Raw genomic sequence first — 24174 nt, forward strand, 5'->3', positions numbered from 1 at the left:
GAGAATAAAGTATTCCAGAGTATGTCCCGTAAAGCCACTTGTGCAGATAATGCGTCGATGGAGAATTTCTTTGGCATTTTAAAGCAGGAAATGTATTATGGGGAACGATTAGTGAGCTATGAAGAATTAAAGCAACGGATTACCGACTATATCCACTGGTACAACCACAAACGATCAAAAGAAAAATTGGCTGGCTTAAGTCCGGTCGAATACCGAACTCAAACCAGCCAATCAGCTGCATAATAAAAACTCTAACTTTTGGGGGTTGCCACCCTTTATTTTTGTCTGAGACTCTTTATACTATATTCTTATTATTCACCAAGTCTTTTGAATACCGGTTTCTGATACGTTCTATGTTTCCCGGGCGCAGGCGGCTGATGGTCTGTTAACCCGGTATAAGACTGAAGAAGAGTTTTTGCTTCTCTTAAGCTCATTTTGGTTTTGGGGTTTCGAAAAGTATCAGATAGCTTTCCTAGATGGGGAAGTGAAGTGAAATCTTCTTTTTTAGGCGGCAGGTGAAAAAGATATTCTCCGCATTCTACCAGTACATCTGACCTTTGCTGGCTCATGCCGGGATTTCTGGAAAACTGCAATCCGATTTTTCTGGCCTTATCTTCCTGAAGAAGCTTTGAGAGAGCTTCTTTTTTTAGTTTATATAAATATTTTGGATCTGATGCGGTCTTGGCGTGCTTATTTACAGTAAATAGTGCTTGAGAAAGTGCAGAAACGGTATTTTTTTTGGAGTCAGATTCAGTCATATCATCATTCCCTTATTTTTATGCTTTTTTAAAGTATATCTCCTAAGGAAGGATTTTTAAAGGGAAGAAGAGGGAAAAGGAATAAAGTAGCAGGATGTCGATATAGGATATACTAGAAAGCGGAGTAAATAAAATGGAGATGAGAGCATGAAAAAAACAGCAGTCATTGATATTGGTTCAAATACGATTCGATTGGTGATTTATCATTATGAATCCGATAAAGGGATGCGGGAGATAGAAAACATTAAAACAGTTGCCAGGCTCAGTGCGTATTTAGACGAAGCAGGACGAATGAATAATGAAGGCGTAGCAATCCTCATTAATACGCTCGAATCGTTTAAAGAAATTGTGGCATATCACGAGCTGACTGATTTGCGGGTGGTAGCTACAGCAGCTGTAAGACAGGCAGATAACCAAAAAGACATATTAAAAGAAGTGGAAAAAAAGGTAGGATGGAACGTATCCATTCTGACAGAGGAGGAAGAAGCTTATTTCGGTTATGTTGCAGTGGTGCACAGCACTCCGATAAAGTCAGGTGTCACCATTGATATGGGGGGCGGAAGTACCGAAATTACGTATTTTGAAGATAAAAAGCTTAAGCATTCACATAGTTTTCCGTTTGGAGCTGTCACACTCAAGAAAAAGTTCATGAAAGAGGAGATTATGACTTCAAGTGAGCAAAAAAAGCTGATTGCTTTTTTAAAGGAGCGCTTTACTTCCCTTTCATGGCTTCAAAACAAACAAGTGCCCATTATCGCTATAGGAGGAAGCGCCAGAAATATAGCTCAGATTGACCAGCAGTTTAAAGAATATCCAATTGCAGGAGTCCATCAGTATTTCATGTCTAAAACTTCTCTTTTTTCACTTAGAGATCAATTGTTGTCGAAAACGATAGATGAACTCGAAAAATTAGATGGACTTTCATCTGATCGTGCTGACATCATCGCTCCGGCTTCACAGGTATTTTGCCAGCTGTTTGAAATTACCCGTGCTACCGGATTTCTGTTCAGCCGCAAAGGCCTTCGGGACGGTATTGTTATTAAGGAACTGATGGACAATAACATAACCCCTGTTAGTAAACATGAAGTTTTTATTAACAGTTTAAAAGAGCTGTCTTTTGATTACTCCATCAATCCTGCAGATGCAGAGTACATGATGAAATTATCAGCTGACCTTTATGAGCAGTTATGTAAAATAGGAGAATTTCAGCATTCAGAAGACAATCTTCTGCTGCTGAAACGGGGAGCATACTTATATTATCTTGGAGAATACATCGATTCTGAATCAAGCAGCCAGCACACATTTTATCTTATCGCCAACCGCTCGATCGACGGGGTGCTCCATCATGACAGGATTAAACTTGCATTGATTGCATCTTTCAAGAATAAATCTTCTCTTCAGCAGTATTTGCAGCCTTTTTCAGAATGGTTTACAAAAGAAGAACAGCAGACAATCCGGGAGCTTGGCGCTCTGTTAAAATTTGCTTATAGTCTGAATGGTTCCAAACGGAGACTGATTAATCAGGTGACGGTTCATCAATCCTCACGGGAAGTGAAAATGATATTGGAGGCTGCTGGCAACACACTTGCGGAAGAATATCAGTCAGAAAAACAAAAAAAACATTTGGAGAAGGCTTTAAAGAAATCGATTGTTCTTGAGTTCGTAAAAAAATAAAACTTTAACATTGTATCCATGCTGGCTTCATATTCATTCTTTTATAATTAGATCTAACGACTATTTTCTATATCAGAGGTGAGGGCAGAATGAAGGAGCAAAATCAATTCTTTGAAAGCACATCTTTTTACAATAATAGAGAACTGAGCTGGCTTGCTTTTAATGAACGGGTGTTATGGGAGTCGATGGATCACAAAAATCCTCTGCTCGAACAATTAAGGTTCCTCGCTATATTCAGTTCAAATTTAGATGAATTTTTTATGGTAAGAGTAGCAGGACTTAAGGATCAGGTAAAAGCTAATTATAATAAACCGGAAAATAAAGCAGGGCTTACACCAAAGGAACAGTTAAAAGAAATATCCCAGTATAATCATTATTTGGTCGATCTTCAAATAAAGGCATTCATAGATGAGATATCTCCTGAACTTGAAAAAGAGGATTTATTTTTTCTCAAACCTTACCAGCTGACTGACCATCAGCTTGAATACATTGAGTACTTCTTTGAAGAGCATATTGTACAGAAATTAACGAGCATGGTGATAGGGAAAAATAGTATTTTTCCTAAACTTCCAAATAAAAGTCTCAGCCTGCTCGTTTACCTGAATGAACATACCGAAGCGTCTGGTAAAACTCAGGAAATGGCGGTTATACAAATGCCAGCTTCCTTAAACCGCATTATTCGTGTTCCATCCGATGAAGGCGAGACATTTGTTATGCTGGAAGATGTAATATCCCGCTTTATTTACAACCTGTTCCCTGGTTATACTGTATCATCAACCACTGCTTTCAGAATTACACGGAATGCAGATTTGACCATTCATGAAGATGAATCAAGCGATTTATTAATTGAAATTGAAAAAGAGTTGAAAAATCGAAAATGGGGAGCTGCGGTCAGGCTTGAAATAGAGGAGCATGCCCTGAATCAGGAAGCACTCAGCTATTTAATTGATGCCCTTGAAATAGAAGAAGAAGATGTATACAGGATAAATTGCTTTCTGGATTTAACATTTCTTTCTGCATTTATAAAAGAAGTGGAAAATGAGAAAGAGCATTTATTATTTCCGCCTTTTGAACCGCATATCCCTGAGATCCTGAAAAGCGATGTTAATCTTTTTGAACTGGTCTCCAAACAGGATTTATTTTTTCACCATCCGTATGATTCATTTCATCCGATCGTTGATTTTGTCGGCATTGCAGCAGAGGACCCGGATGTAATAGAAATAAAACAAACCTTATATAGAGTAAGCAAAAATTCGCCTGTGATTGCAAATTTAAAAAAAGCAGCCAGAAACGGCATACGAGTAACTGTGCTCGTAGAATTAAAAGCCAGATTTGATGAAGAAAAAAACATTAAATGGGCGAAGGAACTTGAAAGAGCAGGCTGTACTGTAATTTATGGTATGAACTATTTAAAAACACACAGTAAAATTACACTGGTTGTTAAGAAAGTTCAAGACCATTTGGAGCACTATGTACACCTTGGAACGGGCAATTATAACGAAGAAACAGCGAGAATTTACACAGATATGGGCATTCTTACTGCACATCCTAAGGTAGGGCAGGATGCTGAAAAGTTTTTTAACTTTATCAGCGGAGACAGCGATAAGCCGGTTTATGATCATTTAGTGGTCGCACCTTTCTCGATCAGAGATAAGATGAGTGAGTTGATCGATGAAGAAATTGCTTATCATGAAAAGTGGAAAAATGGACATATTATTGCAAAAATGAATTCGCTGACAGATAAAGAACTTATTAAAAAGTTTTATAAAGCTTCGTGCAAAGGCGTCAAAATTGATTTGATCGTTCGCGGAATATGCTGCTTAAAGCCCGGCATCGAAGGAGTAAGTGAAAACATTAAAGTACTTAGTATTATTGGTCGGTATCTGGAGCATAGCCGCATTTATTATTTTAATCAGAATAATCATCCGAAGATCTATCTTTCTTCAGCAGATTTAATGACACGAAACATGGAAAAACGTGTGGAGATTTTTTTTCCTATACTAGATAAAGAAAATAAAATGAAACTGCTGGAAATATTAAACTGGCAGCTACGGGATAATATTAAAGCCCGTTATCAGGACCATACTGGAAAATACAGCTACATATTAAAAAAACAGGACAAGTCGGTTCAATCTCAGCAAATTTTTCTAGAAAAAGCGAATAAAGAAGAATGAGTGAGAGTCTTTAGTCATGTTCATCAATTTAAATAAACAGCTTAATCGTGACTAAAGTTCTGTTTTCGTGTTGACAAAATCTTCATATTCTGAAATGATTATAAGTACTTATTACAGGATTAAGCCTTTTTTCCTGTTATCTGAATTCATGCTCCTACACACTAGGCGGAAGGACGAACTTATGGAAGCACCGCTTTCTGAAAGTACACCTATTGAAAACCAGGCTGCTCATAGAAATGAACAGCAAGTTGTTTCAAAAGTGATAATGGAAATGATCACTGAGCATATATCAGACAGCGTTTTTATTATGAAAGTCTCTGAAAACGCTGATTTTATTTATATGTTCGCTAATGATGCAGCGCTGTACTCGATCAATCAAAAAAGAGAAGATATTATTGGGAAGTCAATAGGTTCTGTAGTAAGAGGTCCTCAAGGGGATAGGATCCTTCAAAGCTACAGAGAGGCATATGAAAAGAAGGAAACGATTAGGTATATAGACGAGATATTCATCAGCAACAAGCTTTGTTCCTACGAAACCCTCCTTACACCTATTTTTGATAATGGACATGATAAACGGAAATATATAGCAGCTGTAACCCGGGATATCACAGCACAACAAAATGAAAAAAACGAATTAAAAAAAATGAAGCACTATTACTCATCTCTAATCAGCCACAACTTGGATTCCATTTTTATTCTTTCAAATAATGGAGAAATACTAAATGTAAATAAAGCAGCATCTGAGTTATTTCAAACTGGCGGGGATGACAGCCTACTGCTGAAAATTGAAGATTATTTCGATCCGGAATTTTTTCTTGATATTTATGAAACGATGAAGATGATAAGGGAAGGCCGTTCACTAAGCATTCCTTCCATCAACATGAGAAAAACTAACGGCACGGCTATAATCGCAGATATAAAGTTTATCCCCATAAAAATTGAAGAAAAAGTGGAAGGAATGTATTTAATCGCAAGGGATATTACGAGCGAAAAACAAAATGTGGAGCAAATCCAATTTTTGTCGAGGCATGATCATCTGACTGGGCTGCTCAATCGCCGTGCTTTAGAAGATCAGCTTAATCTGATTATCAATCAGCACGATGAGGATTCTTCTTATGCGGTAATCAGCCTTGATCTTGACAGATTTAAAATACTAAATGATTTTTTAGGATACAATAATGGAGATGACCTTCTTAAGGAGGTTGCAGCCAGACTGGATTCATATACTTCATTATCCGTTCAGTTATACCGTTTAACGGCGGATGAGTTTGTTTTCATATCAAACGGGTTAGTCAGACATGAGACAGAATCATTTGTCGAGCAGGTAGCAGCTGACTTTTCCCGTCCATTCACTATAGAAGGTGAAGATTATTATCTTTCTACCTGCTTTGGAATTTATATGATTCATCATAGAGAAAACCTGACTGCAGACTTTATCATCAGCTGTTCGAGACAGGCCCTAACAGCAGCAAAAGCAAAAGGAAGTGCACAGTTTTTATTCTACAGGGAAGGAATGAAAGATGCATTTCCTAATGAATTACTTATGGAAACGCACCTAAGAAGAGCTATTGAGTTAAATGAGCTGTCTCTTTTTTATCAGCCGCAGGTAAATCTGTCTGACGGAAGAATACATAGTGTTGAGGCTCTTCTCAGATGGAACAATGGGAAATTCGGCTCGGTTGCTCCATCTCAATTTATTCCTTTGGCAGAAACAACCGGATTAATTCTGCCGATTGGAAAGTGGGTAATCGATCAGGCTTGTCTACAACTTGAATTGTGGAACCGGAAAGGCCTTAAAAAAACCAGAATTGCAGTAAATATCTCTCCTCAGCAATTTAGTCAGGAGGATTTTGATGAAGTTATTAAGCAGGCGCTTGAAAGACACGAGCTTGAGCCCTCAATGCTTGAAATAGAAATTACTGAAAGCGCTTTGGGGAATGTCCTTGAGACGCTTAATATGCTTAAAAAACTAAAAAAAATCGGTATCAAGATCTCGATTGACGATTTTGGTACAGGGTATTCTTCTTTAAATTATTTAAAAAACTTCCCTATAGATATATTGAAAATTGATCAAAGCTTTGTAAAAGAACTGCAAACAGATGTAAGGGATGCAGCCATTACTAAAACCATTATTCATTTAGCTCATAGTCTGGGAATGGAAGTAGTAGCGGAAGGAGTAGAAGAACCCTATCAAGTGGATTTTTTAAAAAATGAAAAATGTCAAAAAGGACAGGGTTACTTCTTTAGTAAACCGGTTTCATCAAAGGAAATTGAGAAACATTTAATGGCTATTGTTTAATTGAGTGATATACAGCCTGCTAGTAAAGTTTTTCGTTGTGCCTCTGGTTGTATTGACATTTACTCTTCTGTCCTATACGGTAGAAATAGTGTTTTAAAGCAAGTCAAAGGTAAAGGAGTTAATTTCAGCTGTGAAAAAAGGCATAAAATTAGATATCTTACGTATTCCTACAGATTTTGGAACGGTTGTTGTTTATACAGACGGTTTCGGTGACAAAGGTTCAAAAGGAAAAGTATTTGCTGAACTAAATGGTTTTTCAGCTTTTGCAGTCGGTCACCATCGAAAACGCACCATTATCAGGGCAATTGCGCAGCTTCACCAAAAGCTTTCTTTATCTCAGGATTTTTCACAATAACTTAGTATGAACAAAAACCTGCATATGTTTTGCAGGTTTTTTTGATTTTTCAAATATCTTCACGTATACTTTAATGAGTGAATATTCATTCATTTTAAAGGGGGAGTCAAGATGGAGAAAAAAGTTTATATTATTACAGGCGGTTCAAATGGAATGGGGAAATACATGGCACAAAGGTTTGTACAGGATGGACATTCGGTTCTAATTACGGGGAGGGATCAAGAAAAATTGGCACTTGCCAAAAGTGAGTTATCAAGTAATGGCAATGGGGATCTTGAGACTTTCCAAATGGATGTAAGAGAGCCCGATATGGCAGCAGGGATGATTAAGGAGGCGGTACATAAGTTTGGCAGAGTAGACGGCCTTATTAATAATGCTGCCGGTAATTTTATTTGTCCTGTTGAAAAAATGTCTTCAAATGGCTGGAAATCGGTCATTGATATAGTATTAAACGGTACATTTTATTGTTCAAAAGCTGCCGGGGACTATTGGATCGAGAACGATATTAAAGGTAGTATGATTAACATGGTGGCTACATACGCCTGGGATGCTGGTGCAGGAGTAGCACATTCCGCGGCAGCAAAGGCTGGTGTACTTTCTTTAACGAAGACGCTTGCGGTGGAATGGGGGCACAAATATGGAATCCGTACGAATGCGATTGCTCCAGGGCCAATAGAACGTACAGGCGGAGCAGAAAAACTATGGCAATCTGAAGAGGCCGCTAAACGCACACTTGCGTCCGTTCCTTTAAAAAGGCTGGGTAAGCCTGAAGAAATAGCGGGGCTTGCCGCTTATTTATTTTCAGAGGAAGCCGCTTATATAAATGGCGAATGCATAACAATGGATGGCGGACAGCACCTCAATTCTTTTCCATTTTAAGGCGAATAGTCCCTTTCAATTCTGGACATTCTATAAGTAAAGGATGTGATCAGATTGAGCGAGGGACCTTACATCGGTTTAATTTCATTTTTTGTTTTAATTGGTGTGGCAGGATTTTTTATAACACTTCGCATTGCTTACAAAAACTCAAAAGCACAAGATCCAAATGATGAAGAGGTGGCAAAAGGATCGCGAGCACATAACATTTTAATGAATCCAATTTTTATTGTTTATATACTGGCGACTATATTTGTAACCGGGTACATCATTTACTGGATCATGATCACGTAAAAGCCAGCTGAAGGGAGTTTTCCTGATCAACTGGCTTTTTTATTCACATTCAATGTTGAGTGCAGATGCCAGTTCCTCGAGGTTAAATCCTCTGATAATTTCCTGTTCATTTACTACTACAGTTGGTGTAGAATAAGCTTCAAGCTCATTTAACATATATAGTTTAGCTTTTTGATCCTCTTTAATATTTATTTCATCAAATTTGATATCGTAGGCCTGCAAAAATCTTTTTACGATCTCGCATGGAGGGCATTGGGGCTGCGTATAAAGTACAACCTTATGCATATTTTCACTTCCTGACTATCATGTAATAGAATTCTTAATCTAGTTTGTCCCAAAGAAGCCGCTGTGTCAAAAATTATGCTGAGTGCATAAGCTTTCGTTTATGTATGGTTTCTTTCGATAATCTGTTGAAACTATATAAACTTTACTATAAGTATGGTATAGTATTCCTTGTTTTGTAATGAACAGATTAGGGGAAATAAATAAAGGCTGAATTTACTTTCCGGACAGACGCAGCGTGTTTGTCTTTACTAGCTGAAATTATTGCGATACTTTAATTTAAAGCAACAGTACCGGCACCGAAGCCATACTTTATCAGGGAAGGAGAATGCCATATGTCACAATCACAATTGATGGGCATTATTCAAAGGTTAAAAACACTGCAGGAGCAAGACGATTCAGGAGATGTTCAATCAAGATTTTTTGAAGTCAACGGAAGAAGAGTGTGTCAGGTGAAATATTTTTCAGCTAATGACACATTCGAACTTGAAGTGTATGATCGCGATAATAAAGCACAAAAATATCCATTTGATAATATTGATATGACCGCGATTGAAATTTTCGAACTGCTTCAGGAAGAAAACGAATTATAAAAAAGCAGCTGATCAATTTTATACTAAGCAATATTGTATAAGCCATCGCTCACTCCCATACGAACGGAGTGAGCGATGGCTTTTTGTTTTGACCCCCAATACATTTCTCATTCGGATATGAGTTAAGGGACTGTAATCAATAAATTAATTATGAGGTTGCGAGAGTTTATGAATCATTCCTTACGGAGTTTTTTGAAGAATATGTTATGATGTAGAAGAATGTTCATTATAAAAGGGGTATAAGATAATGATTTCAATAGAACATAAAGATTTTCTTGAAACTGCAATAGAGGACTTTGTTATTTCATCAGAGAAAATTGCTCATGTTCAGCCGGCAAACACGATTGAACATGCTCTGCTATTATTGACTAAGAGCGGGTATTCAGCAATACCTGTACTAGACGTGCACTACCATTTAAAGGGTTTAATTAGTATGCAGATGATTACGGATTCAATTCTCGGGCTTGAGACGATAGAATTTGACCGTTTAGATGAAAAAAAGGTAGAAGATGTCATGGAAAAAGATATTCCTCATTTAAAAATGACTGACCAATTTCAATATGCTTTAAACCTTCTTGTAGACCATCCATTTTTATGCGTTATGGATAAAGATGGTTATTTCCACGGCATTATGACGAGAAGAGTTATGCTTAAACAGCTTCAGCGGCATATTCATATGCAGATACAGCAGTCATAATTCTTGAAGGGAATCACAATTATATGAATGACTCTGAAAAAAATAAACCGCAGCATAAGTACCGTCCTTTTATCTTAGCTTCAGTCATGCTTGCAATGTTCGTAGGAGCGATTGAAGCGACGATTGTATCTACTGCCATGCCGTCAATTGCAGCAGATCTTGGAGGATTTGACCTTTACAGCTGGGTGTTTTCATCCTATTTACTCATGAGTACGGTTACAGTATTAATTTATGGAAAGCTTTCAGACCTTTATGGACGAAAACCGGTTATGACATTTGGAATGAGTTTGTTTTTAATTGGCTCAATTTTATGTGGTTTGGCAACTTCTATGGAATGGCTTATCGCTTTCCGTTTCATACAGGGAATTGGAGCCGGTGCTGTCCTTCCTATTGCCACCACGATTGTTGGAGATATCTACACCAAAGAAGAACGGGCTAAAATTCAAGGGTATTTGTCCAGTGTATGGGGGATTTCTGCCATTATGGGTCCTGCAATTGGCGGGCTATTGGTCGATACTATAGGCTGGCAGTTTGTTTTCTGGGTTAACATTCCGCTTGGAATGCTCTCACTCATTGGGTTGTGGGTCTTTTTAGACGAAAAAGTTCAAAAGAAAAAGCATCATATTGACATCAAAGGAGCTATTCTTTTGACGGCAGCCTTAACCGTGCTGCTTTATTTGCTTGTAGAAGGAGGCATATCAGTCGGGTGGACTTCACTCACTGCTGTTGTTCTTCTTTCAGCCGCTGTCGTTTTCTTTATTTTATTTTTAAGGCATGAAATGAAGACTGAAGAACCTATGATGCCGTTTTCGATTTGGAAAAACAGGTCCATTCTTATTGCCAATATTGTATCTCTGTCCACAGGCATATTAATTATAGGTATATCAAGCTACCTTCCCGCATTTGTAACCGGTGTAATGGAACAAAGCGCTAGAGTGGCAGGGTTTACATTAACAGCGATGTCAATTGGCTGGCCGATTGCCGCTGTGATCGCAGGCAGACTGCTGATACGCATCGGCTATTACCGTACTTCGCTTATTGGCGGGTGCTCACTTGTTATAGGTGCAGTACTTTTCGTCCTGATGGAACCTTCATACGGGCCATGGTGGGCTGCGGTATCCTCTTTCTTCGTCGGTACAGGAATGGGTTTAACGACTACAGCTTTTATTGTCACGATTCAAAGTGCTGTTCCCTGGAATTTAAGGGGGGCAGCTACTGCTGCGAATATCTTCATGCGAAACCTTGGAAGCACAGTCGGAGTAGCCCTTCTCGGGGGTATCTTGAATGCCAGTTTGTTAAATTCCTTCCGCTCGAACACGAATGAGGATGTGAACGGTCTTGGGGTTAATGCAGTGAATGATCTCTTGACTAAAGAGGGCAGAAACGACCTGGATGGGGATATATTGAACGCTCTTCAGCAGGCCATGGCAACCGGGTTAAAGTCTGTGTATGCAATTGTTCTGTTTATTGCTGTCATCAGCTTAATTTTAATTTTATTTTTACCAAAGAAGGACATACCTTCAGGAAGAGAGGTTCCTGAAAAATGAATCGTTCCGATTACCGGCTGCTTGTTGTACTCTCTCAGGAAATGAATATGAGAAAAGCGGCAGAGCGTCTTTTTATCTCCCAGCCAGCGCTCTCCCAGCGTCTTCAGACGATTGAAAAAGAGTGGCAGCAGCTTCTTTTTCTAAGGTCCCAAAAGGGGGTTACCCTGACACCTGCAGGAGAAATTGTTATACAGCTGGCAAAAGATGTTTTGTCGAAGGAAGAAAGTGTAAGTGAACAGCTGCAGTTAATGGATTCTAAAGTATATGGCACATTGAAAATTGCCTGCGCTTCAATCGTGGGCCAAAATTGGCTGCCGAAAGTATTAAAACAGTTTGTAGAAAAGAACCCTCATGCCCGTATCTCCTTAATTACAGGCTGGAGCAGTGAAATTCTGCAGGCTGTTTATGCCGGAGAAGTGCATGTGGGCATTATTCGTGGCACTCCAGACTGGAAAGGACCGAAAATGCATTTATTCCAGGATCAGCTTTATCTGGTTGACAAAGAAATTAAATCCATTGAAGAATTGCTTAAAACGGAAAGACCGTTTATTCAATTCAAAAGTGATTCAACGTATTATCAGGAGATTCAGGATTGGTGGAATCAGCATTTTAAAACCGCACCAAGACAAAATATTCTTGTTGATCAAATAGAAACCTGCAAGCAAATGGCGATTAACGGCATCGGATATGCTATCCTGCCTTCTATAACCCTTACCGGAACGGAAGAAAATATCCATAAGATCCCGTTGGAATCAGATGCAGCTGCTTTAAAAAGGGATACGTGGCTTTTAGGATATCAATCATCATTTGAACTTCCTCAAGTTGAAGCCTTTTCAAAAGTGGTGAAGGAATATCTAGAGGAAATGGACTTAAATTGATTGAAAATTACTTGTTTTTGAATACTCTGTTCTGATAAAGTAAAAGAGCACTATGATGACTACCATTTGGAAGGGGATTTTTATAATGAATCAAATGAATGCTAATGAAATTATTTCATACATACAAAACGCAAAAAAATCTACACCTGTTAAAGTGTATTTAAAAGGTGAAAATCTTGACCAGATTAATTTCGGTGAATCTGCACAACCATTTTTATCAGGAGGCACTGGTGTGGTGTTTGGAGAATGGGCTGATCTTTCAGAAGCCATTGAATCAAACCAAGATAAAATTGCTGACTATGTCATAGAAAATGACCGTAGAAATTCAGCTATTCCATTATTGGACTTAAAACATGTAAAAGCTAGAATTGAACCTGGCGCAATTATTCGGGATCAAGTGGAAATTGGAGACAATGCAGTTATTATGATGGGTGCATCGATTAATATAGGTTCAGTAGTAGGAGCAGGCACCATGATTGATATGAATGTAGTCCTTGGAGGAAGAGCTACGGTAGGGAAAAACTGTCATATCGGGGCAGGATCCGTTCTTGCAGGTGTTATCGAGCCGCCTTCTGCTAAGCCTGTTATTGTGGAAGATGATGTCGTGATTGGTGCAAATGCAGTTGTACTTGAAGGTGTAACAGTCGGTAAAGGTGCAGTGGTCGCGGCAGGAGCGATTGTCATCGAAGACGTACCGCCTTATACGGTTGTGGCTGGAACACCGGCTAAAGTTCTTAAAAAAATTGATGAAAAAACGAAATCAAAAACCGAGATTAAACAGGAGCTTCGCCAGCTTTAATCCTAAAGTACTTAGAGGCAGTTAAATTTAAAGTCTGAGACGCAGATTCCGTTCTGCGTCTTTTTTAAGGAGTGCAGAATAATGAATCCATTTATAAAAATCAGAAGAGAATTGCACAAAATCCCTGAGACCGGCTATAAAGAATTTAAAACACAGGCATTTTTACTTGACTATATAGAGCAGCTGCCGCAGGATCGCATAACAGTAAAAAAATGGGAAACTGGTCTATTTGTTTTTGTCGAAGGCACTTCGCCTGAAAAAACTATTGCCTATCGAACGGATATCGATGGACTTCCAATTCATGAAGAAACTGATTTTGCTTTTAAATCCGAGCATCCGGGTTATATGCATGCCTGCGGTCACGATTTACATATGTCAATCGCTCTTGGCCTGCTGACAAAGGCAGCGGTGAATCCGATTAACGATCATCTTCTTTTCCTGTTTCAGCCTGCAGAAGAAGGACCAGGAGGAGCTGAACGAATGCTTCAGTCCGATCAGATGAAAAACTGGATGCCTGATCAGATAATGGGTCTTCATATCGCTCCTGAATATAAGGCCGGCGAAATTGCAACAAAGCCTGGGCTCCTCTTTGCCAATACCTCTGAACTTCATATAGAGCTGACCGGACTTGGAGGGCATGCAGCTTACCCTCATAAAACGAAGGACATGATTGTAGCAGGAGCGCACCTCATTACACAGCTTCAGTCGATTGTCTCAAGAAGTATTGATCCGCTTGATAGCGGCGTTGTTACAATTGGAAAGCTCGAAGCGGGGACCGTAGGCAATATTATCGCAGAAAAAGCTGTTTTGAGCGGGACGATGAGGACGCTCAATCCTGAAACAATGACCGTTCTAAAGTCCAGAGTGGAAGCCATTGCACAGGGAATTGGGGCATCGTTTGACTGTGAGGTCAAAGCAGAATTCAATCAGCCCTATTACCAGGTATACAATGACAAAGATCTTGTATCTGAGTTTATGAAATTTGCTGATGAAGAACCAAGCGTAACAATGATAGAGTGTAAAAAGGCAATGACGGGAGAGGACTTCGGGTATTTTCTAAAGGAGATCCCTGGTTTTATGTTCTGGCTTGGAGTGGAATCACCATTCGGGCTGCATCATTCAAAACTGAACCCTAAAGAAGAAGCTATTCCTATTGCAATTGATTTAATATGGAAGTATTTAAATAGAGACCATACAAAATCTGCTTAATAATATGATGGGAGTAATAGGCAGTCAAGAGCTTAAGAGAAATAGATCCACGCTCTTTGAACACTTCACTGCGATTCAGGTGAATTCATTTTGTAGTAACCGCCTGGGCCTAAACAAATTACGTATACTGCCGGGAGCTTTAAGCAGAAGAGGGAATTGCAGGATAAAAAGTGACAATTTTTTGGGGTCATTATTCATCTTATCGAGTGGATTCATTTTGAAATTGAACGCTTAAGGACAACTGTTTATTGGGCAGCTCTAGGTAATACAGGGTCTTTTCAATGAAATGCAACCTTCCTGCAAGAAACAAAATGGATTGTGACTTCACTATATTGAGAAAGTATACAGTAATAGTAGAGGTAAGCGGAACGAATGGTGGCGACTACCAGGATATGACGGCAAGCTGAGACTTCACAGGGCAGCGCCTAAGAAGGCTCAGCGCCGTCCCTGCGGAATGCGTCAGCCTGAAGAAGAGTGAACAGGTAAGAGAGCCTCAGACATATTTTTTGTCTGAGGCTCTTTCCTTCTAAAGAAAAGCAACACTAAAATTTAATAGACGCTGTAAAACTAAACTTATCACTGGGCTTCTTTTTTTTCTACGTATACCTGGTGAGGGAATGGAATCTCAATGCCATTTTGATCAAATGCCTCTTTAATGGATTTTCTTAAACTCCGCTCAACCCCCCATTGCTCCATATTTGCCGTCTTGGCTATAATCCTCAGTACAACATCGGAATTCCCTAGATTCTGGACGCCGAGTACATTTGGTCCTTCAATGATTGCAGGATTTGTTTGAGCAAGTTCATCACAAACAGACTGAAGTACTTCAATCGCTTTATCCACATCGTCATCATAGGAAATCCCGATATCTACCAATGCTTGCATATTTCCTCTTGAATGATTGCTCATGCCTGTAATTTCACGATTTGGAACATAATGAAGAGTCCCGTTAAATCCCCGGATCTTCGTCTGTCGGAGACCCACTTCTTCACAGATGCCTGAGAACTCACCAGTTGTAATGTAGTCGCCTACATCAATTTGTTTTTCAAGTAAAATGAAAAAACCTGTTACTACATCACTTACCAGTCCCTGTGCACCAAAGCCGATGGCTAGACCGATAATGCCTGCTCCAGCAATCAGCGCGGTTACATCGTAATTAAATACTTGTAACACTGTAACAATTAAAATAAATACGAGTGCATAGCCAAAGACATTTTTGGTTAAACCTTCTAGTGTACGTGCTCTGTTTGCAGACACATTTTCTCTTTTTTCATAGCGCTCAAATGTACGGGTCAAAACCCGGTTGCCAATGCTCCTGAATATTAAAAAAGCGATAATAATTCCAATTACTTTTATTGCTCCTATACCGAGAGCAATTAGTAAGGCGCCCCATTCATATTCGGCCAGTCTTTCATTGATCAGCGATAATTGTAACATACCCATTTCATCATCCTTTCCGTCTTTAGAGTGTCAATTTTACCGCCTTTACGTTTTTTCATCAAACGATAACTTAATTGGGGGTGGAGGACGTCGAATCGAAACGATTTCTTGATTTAATTGCTCTTAATTGACTCTCTATGTCGATTATATTATCATTTGGAATGTAGAATTTTTATCAAAGGAGCTTCTGGCTCAATTTGAATTAATTTTTGGAGGGATAACAAATGGCAGAACGCATGGTAGGCAAGCAGGCACCACGTTTCGAAATGGAAGCTGTACTTGCAAATAAAGAATTTGGAAAAGTAAGCCTTGAGCAAAATATGAAAGAAGACAAATGGACAGTATTGTTCTTCTATCCAATGGATTTCACTTTTGTATGTCCAACAGAAATTACGGCAATGTCTGATCGTTACGATGAATTTGAAGATCTGGATGCTGAAGTGATTGCTGTTTCAACTGATACGATTCACACGCACCTGGCTTGGATCAACACTGAGCGCAAAGATAACGGACTTGGAGATTTAAACTATCCGATCGCAGCCGATACGAATCATCAGATTTCACGTGATTACGGAGTTCTTATCGAAGAAGAAGGCGTTGCACTTCGCGGATTGTTCATTGTTTCTCCAGAAGGAGAACTTCAGTATCAAACTGTTTTCCACAACAATATCGGCCGTGATGTTGATGAAACACTACGTGTACTTCAAGCATTGCAAACGGGCGGACTTTGCCCTGCAAACTGGAAGCCAGGACAAAAAACACTTTAATATCAAATGTAAAAGACCAGCCGAAGGCTGGTCTTTTTTTGCTGCTGAAAACATATACTGCTGACCGGTGCTTTGGACTATTTGACTTGCAGAAATTAGCAGTTGGACTTTAAAAAGTATGGTTTAAAGGACCATATGACAGTTCCATCATTAATTTCTAAATAGAAATATTAACTATAAAAATTAGAATATTTGATGTTGAGAAATAATTCAAAATAAAGGTGGTATTATATTTCGAAAACCGATATATTAAATAGTATGTTTTAAATTGTGGAAGGAGGAGAAAAATGGACGTCTTTCAAAAACTAAAAAGCTTTTATTGGCCCCATAAAAGGTATTTTATCGTATCCATCATTTTTCTTATCGTCATGACAGCCATCACCGTTGTCTACCCCATCATACTCCAATTAACAATTGATGAGGTCATCCTGAAAGGCGAGTATAGCATTGTACCCTATTTAGCGTTAGGTTTTATAGGAATTATGGTCATCAAAGGAATAGCTACTTACATATCACAATACAATGGAGACTTATTTGGCATTATATCTGTGTATGACTTGAGAAATACGCTGTATAAGAAGCTTCAGCGACTCCCTTTTCAATATTATGATAATGCTAAAACAGGGGATCTTATGTCAAGGCTGACGGCCGATGTAGAAATGTTTCGTTTCTTCCTGTCCTTTGGTTTTGCGGAGTTGATTCGTCTGGTGCTTTTGCTGATCGTTACAACAGGAGTCATGCTTTTCTATTCAATTCCTTTAACGATTGTGACAATGCTTACGATCCCGTTTCTCGCTGTTGCAGTTTATCAGTTTGATAAAAAAGTACATCCGGCTTTTCGAAAAGTGCGGAAATCTTTCGGACAGCTTAACACAAATGTACAGGAAAATATAAGCGGAATTAATACGGTAAAATCTCTATCCCGGGAAGAGCACCAGATTGGCAAGTTCAATCAGTCAAATGAGGATTATAAAGATAAGTATATTTTTACCTCTGATATATGGGCAAAGTATTTTCCGCTGATGGAGTTCCTTGGGAATGCGAGTGTCATCCTGCTTTTAGGGTATGGAGGTTTTATGGTAGTGAACGGAAATTTAACACCGGGTGAATTAACGGCTTTTTACAGCTTAGTCGGATTTATCATATGGCCTATTATGAACCTGGGCTTTACCATTAATCAATTTTCACAATCCAAAGCTTCCGGAGAACGTTTACTAGAAATTTTAGAAGCGAATGAACCTATTGCAGACAGAGAAAATGCTGTTGTCATGACAAGAAGCAAAGGGGAAGTTGAGTTTGATAATGTGAGCCTCAGATATACTGAAAATGATGAGAAAGCCCTCGATAATATTTCCTTTAAAGTGGAAAGCGGTAAAATGATCGGTTTAATTGGAGCGACAGGATCAGGCAAGACAAGTGTAACCCAGTTAATGACCAGATTTTACGAGCCTACTGAAGGAAGCGTAAAGATCGATGGAACAGATGTACGGGATTACACTTTATCTTCTCTGAGACAAAATGTAGGCTTTGTTTTACAGGAGTCATTTCTGTTTTCTTCTACTATTAAGGCGAATATTTCCTATGGCCGGCCGGATGCTTCATTAGAAGAGATTATCAATGCGGCAAAGCGTGCTCAGGCTCATGAGTTTATCCTGGAACTCCCTGATGGTTATGACACGATGCTTGGAGAAAGAGGACTTGGATTATCAGGAGGTCAAAAGCAGAGGATTGCCATCGCGCGTGCTATCTGTCTGGATCCCACTATTTTAATTCTCGATGATGCCACCAGTGCGGTGGATATGCAAACAGAATTCAGTATTCAAAAAGCTTTGATGGAGGTAATGAAAGGGAGAACTACGATTATTATTGCTCACAGGATTTCATCTTTAAAACATGCAGATGAAATTTTAGTTTTTGAGAACGGACAAATTACCAACCGGGGAACACATGATACGTTAGTAAACGAAGAAGGACAATATCAGCGGATTTACAATATTCAATATAAAGACCAGAAAAAAATTATGCAGGCACAGTCTAAAGCGAGGTGATCTTATGAACAAGCAAGAAGCGAGTCATTCTATAATGAACAGATTTAAATATTCAACCGACCAGGTAATTGAAAAGCCTTTTAACTGGGTGCAGCTCTGGAGACTTTTAAGATACCTTAAACCCTATTCCAGGAAATTGCTGCCGCTTTCCATTCTAATGGTTTTGATTACGACTGCAATCCGTCTTGTAATCCCAATTCTAATAGGTATTTACGTAATCGGGGAGGCAATCGAAAATCAAAATCAAAGTCTGCTGTTAACTTTGGTCGGGGTCATTGCTGCCTTGTATTTAATCAATTATGTGTCAAATATATTCAGAATTAAATGGATGAATGTGCTTGGGCAAAGTGTTATCTATGATTTAAGAAAGCATTTATTTACACATGTTCAATGGCTTAGCAACCGTTTTTTTGATCAGCGCTCAGCCGGTTCCATTTTGGTCAGAATCATGAATGATATTAATTCTTTGCAGGAACTCTTCACAAATGGAGTAATTAATTTACTGATGGATGCTTTAATGCTGATTGGAATCTTTATAATATTGTTTACCATCAGCCCTGAACTGGCTTTAGCTGTCATGATAATCCTTCCTATTATGTTCTTTATCTCAACAAAGCTAAGAAGGCAGATTAGACGCTCCTGGCAAACAGTTCGCTTAAAGCAGTCAAAATTGAATTCCCATTTAAATGAGAGCCTCCAGGGAATTCGTGTGACTCAATCCTTTAATCAGGAAAATGAAAATGCTCAATTTTTCAATGGCGTAAATACAGAAACATTTGAAAGCTGGCGTGACGCAACAAAGAAGAACGCAACGTTTAGACCGCTCGTGGAAATGACGAATGCTGTTGGTTCGGCTATACTGATTTGGTATGGAGCTTCCCTTATCCAATCAGACCGTCTTGAACTTGGTGAACTTGTATCTTTTGCTTTTCTTCTGGGCATGTTCTGGGAGCCGATATCACGGCTGGGAATGGTCTACAACCAGCTCCTTATGGGGATGGCTTCATCTGAACGAATCTTTGAGTTTTTGGATGAGCAGCCAAATGTTTCTGAGAAAAAAAATGCGGTGCAGCTTAAACAAATTAAAGGAGATATTTCATTTGAAAGAGTTGATTTCGCCTATTCCAAGGATCGAAAGGCATTGGATCAAGTAACTTTAAACATTAAAGCGGGAGAGACAGTGGCGCTAGTTGGACATACAGGGTCCGGCAAAACAACGATCGCTAATCTTATAACCCGATTCTATGATCCAACAGGCGGTCAAATTAAAATGGATGGTCATGATCTTAAAGATGTTTCATTAAGAAGTCTTCGATCACAGATTTCGATTGTGCTTCAAGATACATTCATTTTCTCAGGCACCATTAAAGACAATATACGTTTTGGCCACCCAAGTGCAACGGATGATGAAATTATTTCTGCTTCAAAAGCAGTGGGAGCCAATTTGTTTATCGAAAAACTTCCATCAGGATACGATACTGAAGTAGAAGAGAGAGGCAATATTCTTTCTGTAGGAGAAAGACAGTTAATTTCATTCGCCAGAGCATTGCTGGCAGACCCAAGAATTATTATTCTGGATGAAGCAACTGCTTCTATTGATACTGAAACAGAAGTTCAGATTCAAAAAGCATTAACCACTTTATTAAATGGAAGAACGGCTATTATTATTGCGCACCGGCTGTCAACCATAAGGGACTCTGATCGGATTTATGTACTTGATCACGGGAAATTAATGGAGCAGGGCAGTCACGATGAACTGATGCTGCAAAATGGAATTTATAGTCATCTGGTTCACTCTCAATTCAACATGCTGAAGGCGTTGTAGTTTAAATTTTACTCGATATAAAATACCATCTGCTGGTTAAGCCTGGGACAAATGTGTCTCAGGCTCTTTTTTGTGCACCAGGCAAATATTTTCCACAAGGGATGACTATAGAGTCCTCTTCAGTCTACTAAAAAATATTATTACAGCCTATTGTTTACATCTTTCAGAACGAACTTAATAGGAGTGCAGGCTCAAATTGAAGTTGAACATAATATTACACTTCTGATCTATGAATGCAGGACTTTTTGATGTTCAAATAAAGATTGTGAAGAACGTCACAAAATGTTCATGTTCAACATATCACAAACTACCTTTATGTTTTATAATTGTCTTTGCGAAGTGATATAGTGGGTATATAAGATTGGGGAAGAGTAAAAGGAGGCGAAATTCATTGGAATTAGATAGCGTCATGCTGAGTCGGATTTTGACCGCAAGTACATTAATGTTCCATGCTATTTTTGCAACAATTGGTGTGGGAATTCCAATATTTATTATGATAGCAGAGTTCCTGGGTATCAAGAGGAAGGATGCGGATCTATTAGTATTAGCGAGAAGGTGGGCTAGAGGATATACAATCACAGTCGCTGTAGGTGTAGTGACAGGTACTGCCATTGGGCTTCAGTTATCACTTCTCTGGCCAAGTTTTATGCAGCTGGCAGGTCAAGTAATCGCGCTGCCGCTCTTTATGGAAACATTTGCTTTCTTCTTTGAAGCGATTTTCCTCGGCATTTATTTATACACATGGGACCGCTTTAAAAACAGATGGTATCACTGGCTGCTTACCATTCCAGTGGTTATAGGTTCTACTTTATCAGCTTTCTTTATTACATCCGTCAATGCATTTATGAACTTCCCTCAAGGGTTTGATTTGGTTGATGGTGAAACAGTAAATATTGAGCCTCTTGCAGCGATGTTTAATCCTGCCACATGGCCAAAAGTTTTTCATGTAGTCATGTCGAGCTACATGACAGCAGCATTCATTCTTGCAGCAATAGCAGCTTTTGCTATACTTCGTAAGAATGGATCCGATTATCATAAAAAAGCATTGCGCATCACGATGATCGCAGGGTTAGTTTTTGCTTCGGGAACTGCACTTGCAGGGGATCTGTCAGCAAAATATCTGGCTGAATATCAGCCGGAAAAACTTGCAGCTGCAGAATGGCATTTTGAAACAGAGACAAATGCAGACTTAATTTTGTTTGGTACCATTGATGAAGAAGGGGTAGTAAGCAATGAGCTGCGAATTCCGGGTATGCTGAGCTTCCTCTCCGGTAACTCTTTTGATACCGAAGTTATAGGGTTAAATGAATTCCCTGAGGAAGAACAGCCGCCGCTATGGATCCATTATGCGTTTGATATAATGGTCGGGATAGGAATGTTTTCACTATTAATCTCAGGAGCCTTCATTTTTCTAATGCTGTTTAAGAGATTTAATGAATGGAACAAACCGTTGCTGTGGTCTATCGTGGCCAGCGGACCCCTTGCTATGGTCGCGATCGAGTGCGGCTGGGTGCTGGCAGAAGTAGGGCGTCAGCCGTGGATCATGAGAGGATTTATGACGGTTGAAGAGGGTGCTACAACTTCCGGTGATGTTGGAATTGCACTTGTCATGTTTATACTGCTTTATATCGTATTAGCTGTATTTTGCGTAACTGTTTTGACTAAAATGTTTAAAAACAGACCGCCTGAAGCGGAAGTTGAAAAACGTTATCCAAACGGCATAAAAGAATAAATAACTTTCTTCAGCCAATCAAGCTTTATACTGAAGAAAATAAATAGAACTTTAAGCAGCTTTGTACTGAATGGTTTCAAGGATAAAATAGAGGGTGCTCTTACCTTGCTCTCTCTTTTTATCCATTTTTACATAAGGAGGGTGTTATATGAGCTTGGAAGTATTGGGAATTTCAGTACTTTGGGTTTTTCTATATGGTTATCTCATTATCGCTTCGATCGATTTTGGAGCTGGTTTTTTTGCTTATTATGCCAGAATCACAAAACGTGAACACATAATGAGCAAATTAATCAGCCGATACTTATCACCAGTATGGGAAGTAACAAATGTATTTTTTGTCTTTTTCTTTGTTGGACTGATCGGATTTTTCCCTGATACAGCATATTATCTGGGAACCGCTCTTTTACTTCCCGGCAGTGTGGCAATCATACTTTTATCCATTCGCGGTGCGTTTTATGCGTTTGGAAATTACGGTGTGAGCAATAACACCTTCTTTCTTTTTCTTTATGGAGCTACAGGATTATTGATACCTGCTTCACTTTCCACAGCTCTGACGATATCAGAGGGTGGGTTCCTTGAAGAAACTGAAAATGGCGTCCAATTTCTGGCGGGAGAGCTTTTTACAAGCTTTTATTCTTGGAGCGTTGTTTTACTCGCTATAGTATCTGTTCTTTATATTAGTGCCAGCTTTTTAACGTTTTACGCTCACCGTGCCGAAGATGTGGATTCAAGACAGATTATGAGGAAGTTCTCTCTGTTCTGGAGTGCTCCAACCATTTTAGCGAGCTTTCTTGTATTCCTTTCTTTGCAGCAGCATAACCCGGAGCATTTTGAAAAAGCACTTGACCTGTGGTGGATGTTTGGATTGTCTTTTATCTTTTTCTTAATTGCAACCATTCTTGTGTACATGAAAAAGAATTATGGTATCGCATTTATCGCAGTAATGCTTCAATTCTTCTTTGCTTTCTTTGGTTACGGAGCGTCTCACCTGCCTTACATTGTATATCCATATGTCACTATTACAGGCAGTGTTGTGAATGAGACAATGGGGACAGCGCTTGTTGTGGTATTTATTGCCGGCCTGCTTTTATTAATTCCTTCATTATTTTTACTCATGAGATTGTTTTTATTCGATGCTGACTATGTTAAAGGCAAAAAGTAAAGGCATTTGTGATAAAATAAGGAAAATGAGCAAGAATCAATGGGGGAGTTTCAGTGAAAAAAGAGTTTGTTGTGATTGGGTTAGGCCGCTTTGGAGGAAGCATTGTCCGTGAACTGATTGAGCAGGGCATGGAAGTCATGGCGATTGATAAATTTGAAGATAAAATCGATGAATTTGCTAATATTGCTACCCATGCAGTCATGGCTGATTCAACTGACGAGTCAGTACTTAAAAGTCTCGGCATTCGTAATTTTGATCATGTGATCGTTGCCATCGGGGATGATATCCAGGCAAGTATCTTAACGACCCTGATGCTGAAAGAAATCGGAGTTAAAAAAATAACGGTTAAGGCTCAAAATGACTATCATGAAAAAGTCCTTAAAAGAATCGGTGCAGACAAAGTGGTTCACCCTGAAAGAGATATGGGAAAACGAATCGCACATAATATAGTATCTAATAATGTACTGGATTATCTGGAGCTTTCAAATGAGCACTCGATTGTAGAGATTGTTGCAAATGATTTGCTAATTGGCAATACAATCATTGGACTCGATATTCGTGCTCAGTATGGTATTAACATTGTAGCAATTAAAAGAAAAGATGATATTATCGTATCCCCTCAGGCAACAGATGAGATACAGGCAGAGGATATTTTAATTGTTATAGGGGCTGATACTGATATCAACAGATTTGAGAAAAAAGTGATGCAGGGCTCATAAGAAAAAATATGTGATCTTAGAGATTCTTCATTATAAATAAAAAGCT

22 protein-coding genes are annotated in these 24174 nt (G+C 39.0%); 19 read left to right on the forward strand and 3 right to left on the reverse strand.

What is annotated here, in order from left to right:
- Window positions 1-243: IS3 family transposase (locus tag P6709_RS00005; RefSeq protein WP_278238836.1), on the forward strand; the 243-nt coding region annotated here is incomplete at its 5' end.
- A 68-nt stretch (window positions 244-311) separates the two neighbouring features.
- On the opposite strand, the gene P6709_RS00010 is transcribed toward P6709_RS00005, so the two are convergent.
- Window positions 312-758 carry a YkyB family protein gene (locus P6709_RS00010; protein ID WP_278238837.1) on the reverse strand — a complete coding sequence of 149 codons (447 nt, stop codon included), beginning with the start codon at window positions 756-758 and terminating at the stop codon, window positions 312-314.
- A gap of 147 nt (window positions 759-905) precedes the next feature.
- On the opposite strand from P6709_RS00010, the gene ppx reads away from it, so the two are divergent.
- From ppx to P6709_RS00040, 6 genes are all read left to right on the forward strand, one after another.
- Window positions 906-2432: an exopolyphosphatase gene (gene ppx / locus P6709_RS00015; RefSeq protein WP_278238838.1), complete on the forward strand. Its 1527-nt coding sequence runs from the start codon at window positions 906-908 to the stop codon at window positions 2430-2432.
- 89 nt (window positions 2433-2521) lie between these two features.
- Window positions 2522-4606: an RNA degradosome polyphosphate kinase gene (locus P6709_RS00020; RefSeq protein WP_278238839.1), complete on the forward strand. Its 2085-nt coding sequence runs from the start codon at window positions 2522-2524 to the stop codon at window positions 4604-4606.
- Window positions 4607-4787: 181 nt separating this feature from the next.
- The gene (locus P6709_RS00025; RefSeq protein ID WP_278238840.1) at window positions 4788-6905 is read left to right on the forward strand and encodes a sensor domain-containing protein; all 2118 of its coding nucleotides are present in this window, start codon (window positions 4788-4790) and stop codon (window positions 6903-6905) included.
- Window positions 6906-7035: 130 nt separating this feature from the next.
- Window positions 7036-7260: a hypothetical protein gene (locus P6709_RS00030; RefSeq protein WP_278238841.1), complete on the forward strand. Its 225-nt coding sequence runs from the start codon at window positions 7036-7038 to the stop codon at window positions 7258-7260.
- Window positions 7261-7371: 111 nt separating this feature from the next.
- Complete coding sequence (fadH, locus tag P6709_RS00035) at window positions 7372-8139, forward strand: 2,4-dienoyl-CoA reductase (RefSeq protein ID WP_278238842.1); 768 nt, start codon at window positions 7372-7374, stop codon at window positions 8137-8139.
- A gap of 54 nt (window positions 8140-8193) precedes the next feature.
- Complete coding sequence (locus tag P6709_RS00040; RefSeq protein WP_278238843.1) at window positions 8194-8430, forward strand: hypothetical protein; 237 nt, start codon at window positions 8194-8196, stop codon at window positions 8428-8430.
- Window positions 8431-8469: 39 nt separating this feature from the next.
- On the opposite strand, the gene P6709_RS00045 is transcribed toward P6709_RS00040, so the two are convergent.
- Window positions 8470-8715, reverse strand: a complete 246-nt coding sequence (locus tag P6709_RS00045; protein WP_278238844.1) for a glutaredoxin domain-containing protein — start codon at window positions 8713-8715, stop codon at window positions 8470-8472.
- A 332-nt stretch (window positions 8716-9047) separates the two neighbouring features.
- Between P6709_RS00045 and P6709_RS00050 the strand changes: the two genes are divergently transcribed.
- The 6 genes from P6709_RS00050 (at window position 9048) to P6709_RS00075 (ending at window position 14435) form a co-directional block, all read left to right on the forward strand.
- A complete protein-coding gene (locus P6709_RS00050; protein ID WP_041057141.1) occupies window positions 9048-9305 on the forward strand; it encodes a YkuJ family protein in 258 nt (85 codons plus the stop codon).
- Window positions 9306-9552: 247 nt separating this feature from the next.
- The gene (gene cbpB, locus P6709_RS00055; protein ID WP_278238845.1) at window positions 9553-10002 is read left to right on the forward strand and encodes a cyclic-di-AMP-binding protein CbpB; all 450 of its coding nucleotides are present in this window, start codon (window positions 9553-9555) and stop codon (window positions 10000-10002) included.
- A 23-nt stretch (window positions 10003-10025) separates the two neighbouring features.
- Complete coding sequence (locus P6709_RS00060; protein WP_278238846.1) at window positions 10026-11549, forward strand: MDR family MFS transporter; 1524 nt, start codon at window positions 10026-10028, stop codon at window positions 11547-11549.
- Window positions 11546-12427, forward strand: a complete 882-nt coding sequence (locus P6709_RS00065) for a LysR family transcriptional regulator (protein ID WP_278238847.1) — start codon at window positions 11546-11548, stop codon at window positions 12425-12427. The genes P6709_RS00060 and P6709_RS00065 overlap by 4 nt, the downstream gene beginning before the upstream one ends.
- Window positions 12428-12512: 85 nt before the next feature.
- Window positions 12513-13226 carry a 2,3,4,5-tetrahydropyridine-2,6-dicarboxylate N-acetyltransferase gene (gene dapD, locus P6709_RS00070; RefSeq protein ID WP_278238848.1) on the forward strand — a complete coding sequence of 238 codons (714 nt, stop codon included), beginning with the start codon at window positions 12513-12515 and terminating at the stop codon, window positions 13224-13226.
- Window positions 13227-13307: 81 nt separating this feature from the next.
- Complete coding sequence (locus P6709_RS00075; RefSeq protein ID WP_278238849.1) at window positions 13308-14435, forward strand: N-acetyldiaminopimelate deacetylase; 1128 nt, start codon at window positions 13308-13310, stop codon at window positions 14433-14435.
- A 576-nt stretch (window positions 14436-15011) separates the two neighbouring features.
- On the opposite strand, the gene P6709_RS00080 is transcribed toward P6709_RS00075, so the two are convergent.
- Window positions 15012-15878, reverse strand: a complete 867-nt coding sequence (locus P6709_RS00080) for a mechanosensitive ion channel family protein (protein ID WP_442905278.1) — start codon at window positions 15876-15878, stop codon at window positions 15012-15014.
- 221 nt (window positions 15879-16099) lie between these two features.
- Between P6709_RS00080 and P6709_RS00085 the strand changes: the two genes are divergently transcribed.
- From P6709_RS00085 to P6709_RS00110, 6 genes are all read left to right on the forward strand, one after another.
- The gene (locus tag P6709_RS00085) at window positions 16100-16642 is read left to right on the forward strand and encodes a peroxiredoxin (protein ID WP_278238850.1); all 543 of its coding nucleotides are present in this window, start codon (window positions 16100-16102) and stop codon (window positions 16640-16642) included.
- Between the two features lie 287 nt (window positions 16643-16929).
- Window positions 16930-18690, forward strand: a complete 1761-nt coding sequence (locus tag P6709_RS00090; RefSeq protein ID WP_278238851.1) for an ABC transporter ATP-binding protein — start codon at window positions 16930-16932, stop codon at window positions 18688-18690.
- Between the two features lie 4 nt (window positions 18691-18694).
- Entirely contained in the window at window positions 18695-20515 is a 1821-nt protein-coding gene (locus P6709_RS00095; protein ID WP_278238852.1) for an ABC transporter ATP-binding protein, read from the forward strand.
- Window positions 20516-20906: 391 nt separating this feature from the next.
- Window positions 20907-22247, forward strand: coding sequence for a cytochrome ubiquinol oxidase subunit I (locus tag P6709_RS00100; RefSeq protein WP_278238853.1), 1341 nt, complete (start codon window positions 20907-20909; stop codon window positions 22245-22247).
- A gap of 148 nt (window positions 22248-22395) precedes the next feature.
- A complete protein-coding gene (locus tag P6709_RS00105; RefSeq protein ID WP_278238854.1) occupies window positions 22396-23409 on the forward strand; it encodes a cytochrome d ubiquinol oxidase subunit II in 1014 nt (337 codons plus the stop codon).
- 53 nt (window positions 23410-23462) lie between these two features.
- Window positions 23463-24128 (forward strand): potassium channel family protein, encoded by a 666-nt coding sequence (locus P6709_RS00110; protein WP_278238855.1) that lies wholly within the window; start codon window positions 23463-23465, stop codon window positions 24126-24128.
- Window positions 24129-24174: the final 46 nt, after the last annotated feature.

Origin of the sequence: Jeotgalibacillus sp. ET6 (assembly GCF_029667115.1) — a bacterium.
Classification (GTDB): domain Bacteria; phylum Bacillota; class Bacilli; order Bacillales; family Jeotgalibacillaceae; genus Jeotgalibacillus.

Excerpts from the sequence above, each read along its gene's own strand:
- P6709_RS00010 (WP_278238837.1), bottom strand. The coding sequence starts at position 758 with ATGACTGAATCTGACTCCAAAAAAAATACCGTTTCTGCACTTTCTCAA.
- ppx (WP_278238838.1), top strand. The coding sequence starts at position 906 with ATGAAAAAAACAGCAGTCATTGATATTGGTTCAAATACGATTCGATTG.
- P6709_RS00020 (WP_278238839.1), top strand. The coding sequence starts at position 2,522 with ATGAAGGAGCAAAATCAATTCTTTGAAAGCACATCTTTTTACAATAAT.
- P6709_RS00025 (WP_278238840.1), top strand. The coding sequence starts at position 4,788 with ATGGAAGCACCGCTTTCTGAAAGTACACCTATTGAAAACCAGGCTGCT.
- fadH (WP_278238842.1), top strand. The coding sequence starts at position 7,372 with ATGGAGAAAAAAGTTTATATTATTACAGGCGGTTCAAATGGAATGGGG.
- P6709_RS00045 (WP_278238844.1), bottom strand. The coding sequence starts at position 8,715 with ATGCATAAGGTTGTACTTTATACGCAGCCCCAATGCCCTCCATGCGAG.
- P6709_RS00050 (WP_041057141.1), top strand. The coding sequence starts at position 9,048 with ATGTCACAATCACAATTGATGGGCATTATTCAAAGGTTAAAAACACTG.
- cbpB (WP_278238845.1), top strand. The coding sequence starts at position 9,553 with ATGATTTCAATAGAACATAAAGATTTTCTTGAAACTGCAATAGAGGAC.
- P6709_RS00060 (WP_278238846.1), top strand. The coding sequence starts at position 10,026 with ATGAATGACTCTGAAAAAAATAAACCGCAGCATAAGTACCGTCCTTTT.
- P6709_RS00065 (WP_278238847.1), top strand. The coding sequence starts at position 11,546 with ATGAATCGTTCCGATTACCGGCTGCTTGTTGTACTCTCTCAGGAAATG.
- dapD (WP_278238848.1), top strand. The coding sequence starts at position 12,513 with ATGAATCAAATGAATGCTAATGAAATTATTTCATACATACAAAACGCA.
- P6709_RS00075 (WP_278238849.1), top strand. The coding sequence starts at position 13,308 with ATGAATCCATTTATAAAAATCAGAAGAGAATTGCACAAAATCCCTGAG.
- P6709_RS00080 (WP_442905278.1), bottom strand. The coding sequence starts at position 15,878 with ATGGGTATGTTACAATTATCGCTGATCAATGAAAGACTGGCCGAATAT.
- P6709_RS00085 (WP_278238850.1), top strand. The coding sequence starts at position 16,100 with ATGGCAGAACGCATGGTAGGCAAGCAGGCACCACGTTTCGAAATGGAA.
- P6709_RS00090 (WP_278238851.1), top strand. The coding sequence starts at position 16,930 with ATGGACGTCTTTCAAAAACTAAAAAGCTTTTATTGGCCCCATAAAAGG.
- P6709_RS00095 (WP_278238852.1), top strand. The coding sequence starts at position 18,695 with ATGAACAAGCAAGAAGCGAGTCATTCTATAATGAACAGATTTAAATAT.
- P6709_RS00105 (WP_278238854.1), top strand. The coding sequence starts at position 22,396 with ATGAGCTTGGAAGTATTGGGAATTTCAGTACTTTGGGTTTTTCTATAT.